Here is a 4,012-nt window from a genome sequence, read left to right as displayed (position 1 = left end):
GGATCTTAGAGGCTGCAGAAATCAGTAAAGCTTCTTTTGAGAATGAACTTGTGATTCACGAAAAAACCAATAGAACAGATTTAGTGACAAATATTGATAAAGAAATTGAACGATTTTTTATTGATAAAATCGAGGCTTTTTTTCCAGGGGAACGTATTTTAGGAGAAGAAGGCTCAGGCCACCAAATGACTGACTTAGAAGGAATTGTATGGATTATTGATCCTATTGACGGGACCTTAAATTTTGTGAAACAGCAAAATGACTTTGCCATTATGATTAGTATCTACGAAAATGGGGTAGGCCAATTAGGTTATATCTACGATGTTATGGAAGATGCACTTTATTTTGCAACCAAAGGACAAGGTGCGTATTTAAATGGAAGAAGATTAAAAAACGTGGAAGATACACCATTAAACGAAGGCTTGATTGCCATTAGTCATCGCTTAATGGCGGATGAAACAAACGAAGAAGCAAGAAAAATTGGAAGAGCCAGCAGCGGTGTACGTATGATTGGTTCCGCTGGTCTTGAAACAGTACATGTCATTACAGGTAGGTTAGTTGGGTACTTGGGTGCATCGTTAGCTCCATGGGATATTGCAGCTGGAAAAATTATAGCTGAAGAAGTCGGTCTCGTATACACTCAATTAAACGGCAAAAAGATCGATTTATTGAAGCACAATGCAACAATTTTGGCTACGCCAAGAGCGTATAACGAAATTATGAAAAACTACCATTTAGAGCGATAAATAAAACGGTTGCATAAAAAAGAACGAAAATATACTGCTATCACAAACTTTTTTCTTTTCAATTATTTGTTTTAGTGGTAGAATAGACAAGTTGATAGTTGTCTTCATAAGTTTTCAATGCGTTTTCATTCTGAATTTTGCAGAAGCTTATGGAAAAGTTCAAGTGCATAAATTGGGTTGAATAATTTTTATAAAGATAGATAGCGAATCAGAAGCATTGAAATAACAAGAAGAATCTTGGAGGAATAGAGTAATGAAAAGAAGAGAAGACCTTAGAAATGTAGCCATTATAGCCCACGTCGACCATGGTAAAACCACATTGGTGGATGAGTTATTGAAACAATCGGATACATTGAATTCCCATAACCAATTGGCTGAAAGAGCGATGGATTCAAATGCCATTGAACAAGAACGTGGGATTACCATCTTAGCTAAAAATACAGCCGTTAAATACAAAGACACGCATATCAATATTCTGGACACACCAGGCCATGCTGACTTTGGTGGAGAAGTTGAACGTATTATGAAAATGGTTGATGGAGTAGTTTTAGTTGTCGATTCATATGAAGGAACTATGCCACAAACACGTTTCGTATTAAAAAAAGCTTTGGAACAAAAATTAGTTCCAATCGTTGTTGTAAATAAAATTGATAAAGACGCTGCTCGTCCAGCAGAAGTTGTAGATGAAGTCCTTGAATTATTTATTGAATTAGGCGCAGACGATGAGCAATTGGAGTTTCCAGTTATTTATGCTTCTGCTATGAATGGTACAAGCAGTCTTTCAGACGACAAAAATGATCAAGAACCTACAATGGATTATGTTTTTGATACAATTATCAAAGAAATCCCAGCACCAATTGATAACTCTGATGAACCGTTGCAATTCCAAGTGTCATTATTAGACTATAATGATTATGTTGGACGTATCGGTATCGGCCGTGTTTTCCGTGGTACGATCAAAGTTGGCGACAGCGTTACATTGAGTAAATTAGATGGTACAACGAAGAATTTCCGTGTCACTAAATTATTAGGGTTCTTTGGATTAGATCGAGTTGAAATTGAAGAAGCAAAAGCTGGTGATTTGATTGCCGTTTCAGGAATGGAAGATATTTTCGTTGGAGAAACCATCACACCTACTGATCACATTGATCCATTACCAATACTGCATATTGATGAGCCTACTTTGCAAATGACTTTCTTAGTGAACAATTCTCCTTTTGCAGGACGCGAAGGAAAATGGGTTACTTCACGCAAAATTGAAGAACGCTTAATGTCAGAATTGCATACAGATGTCTCTATTCGTATTGAAAATACGGATTCACCTGATGCTTGGATCGTTTCTGGCCGTGGCGAATTGCATTTGTCTATTTTAATCGAAAATATGCGTCGTGAAGGCTATGAATTACAAGTTTCTCGTCCAGAAGTTATTTTACGTGACTTTAACGGCGTTCAATGTGAACCTTTTGAATTAGTTCAAATCGACACTCCTGAAGAATATATGGGATCGATCATTGAATCCTTGAGTGCACGTAAAGGTGAAATGCAAGATATGGTCAATAACGGAAATGGACAAGTTCGTTTAACTTTCTTGGCACCAGCTCGTGGATTGATTGGTTATTCTACTGAATTTCTTTCGATGACTCGTGGTTACGGAATCATGAATCATACATTTGATCAATACTTGCCGCGCTTAAAAACTAAAATTGGCGGACGCCGTAACGGTGCATTGGTTTCAACAGAAACTGGTAAAACAACAACTTATGGTATCATGGGTGTCGAAGATCGTGGAACGATTTTTATCGAACCATCAACTGATATTTATGAAGGAATGATCGTGGGAGAAAACTCTCGTGAAAATGATATTACGGTAAATATCACTAAAGCTAAACAAAAAACGAACGTCCGGTCAGCGAATAAAGACCAAACAAACGTAATCAAAACTCCGCGTCATTTAACGTTGGAAGAATCTTTAGAATTCTTAGGAGATGACGAGTATTGTGAAATTACTCCTGAAAATGTTCGTTTACGTAAACAGATCTTAAATAAAGGCGAACGCGAAAAATCTGCTAAAAAGAATAAAACTTCTCAAATAGGTTAAGCCATTTGAGTACGAAAAGGTTTCAAGGACATTTTTATGTTCTTGAAATCTTTTTTTGTTTTCCTGAAACCTTATATGATGGAATTGCATAGCCTGCTTCATTCATGAGTTGGGCTTAAAACAGCTTAATTTTCTGGCAAATAAAAATACCTGGCCTTTCATATTGTTGGATAAAGCTTTTGTTGATATAATAAAACTGTTACTTTAGAAAAAGTGTTTAACTAGTAGTATAAATTGATTCGTTTTAGTGACAGAACATTATCGGTTCTTGCTGAGTCATTTTAAGAAAAAGGCATACTACGTATCTGAAGGCTTTATAGTAATAAATAAAAATATAAAGGAGGCCGTGGGCTTCTTTTAAGCCGAGAGCATGAAAAAGTTAAAGTATTTAGATTATTATATTTTTATTCCCTACTTGATTCTTTCTGTATTTGGAACACTGATGGTCTACAGTTCGAGTAGTTACGTTGCCATTAGTGAATACAATAACTCAGAATATTATTTTATTAAGCAGGCTTTGTTTGTAGGAGCAGGATTACTTATCAGTTTGTTTATCTTTTTCATCAGGTATACTAAATTAAAACACAAGAATCTAATTATGTACGCCATCAGTTTCATAGTAGGATTATTAATTTATCTTCTTATTTTTGGAGAAGAAATAAATGGAGCAAAAGGTTGGTTAAATATTGGCCCAGTTGGGATACAACCGGCTGAGTTTGCCAAAGTTGCGGTTATTTGGTATTTTGCTTACATTTTTTCCCGGAGACAACAGCAAATTGTACGTGATTTTTGGTCTTCAATGAAACAGCCTGCCATTCTATTTGGCGTGATTTTATTGTTGATAGCTATTCAACCCGATATAGGCGGAGCAGCTATTATTTTATTTATCGGTGTAATCATGATTTTCGCTAGTGGTGTTTCGACTAAATTAGGTGTTACGATGGGCGCTCTAGGAATTACAGTGATACTTGGTGTGGTAGAATTGGTTAGAATTTTCGGTACAAAACTGCCTTTTCTGCAAGCTTATCAATATGATCGTTTTTTAGCTTTTTGGGATCCTTTTGAAGTGTCTGAAAGTGCTGGACTACAGTTAGTGAACTCTTACTATGCTCTTAGCCGTGGTGGCCTTTTTGGTGTTGGAATTGGACAAAGTATTCAAAAGACAGGC

General features: G+C 36.1%; 3 protein-coding genes. All 3 read left to right on the top strand.

What is annotated here, in order from left to right; translation table 11 throughout:
• The coding region (locus tag RT405_RS12075; protein ID WP_313470001.1) for an inositol monophosphatase family protein at positions 1-746 on the top strand (746 nt) is incomplete at its 5' end.
• A gap of 253 nt (positions 747-999) precedes the next feature.
• Positions 1,000-2,844 carry a translational GTPase TypA gene (gene typA / locus RT405_RS12070; RefSeq protein WP_035028629.1) on the top strand — a complete coding sequence of 615 codons (1,845 nt, stop codon included), beginning with the start codon at positions 1,000-1,002 and terminating at the stop codon, positions 2,842-2,844.
• A gap of 370 nt (positions 2,845-3,214) precedes the next feature.
• Positions 3,215-4,012 (top strand): FtsW/RodA/SpoVE family cell cycle protein (locus RT405_RS12065; protein WP_313469998.1); only part of this gene is annotated, 798 nt, incomplete at its 3' end.

Source organism: Carnobacterium sp. (genome assembly GCF_032094055.1).
Lineage (GTDB): Bacteria > Bacillota > Bacilli > Lactobacillales > Carnobacteriaceae > Carnobacterium_A.
This window is presented reverse-complemented; position numbering and strand designations above follow the sequence as displayed.

Bases quoted from the DNA above. Each gene is read 5' to 3' on its own strand.
- typA (WP_035028629.1), top strand. From the start codon at position 1,000: ATGAAAAGAAGAGAAGACCTTAGAAATGTAGCCATTATAGCCCACGTC.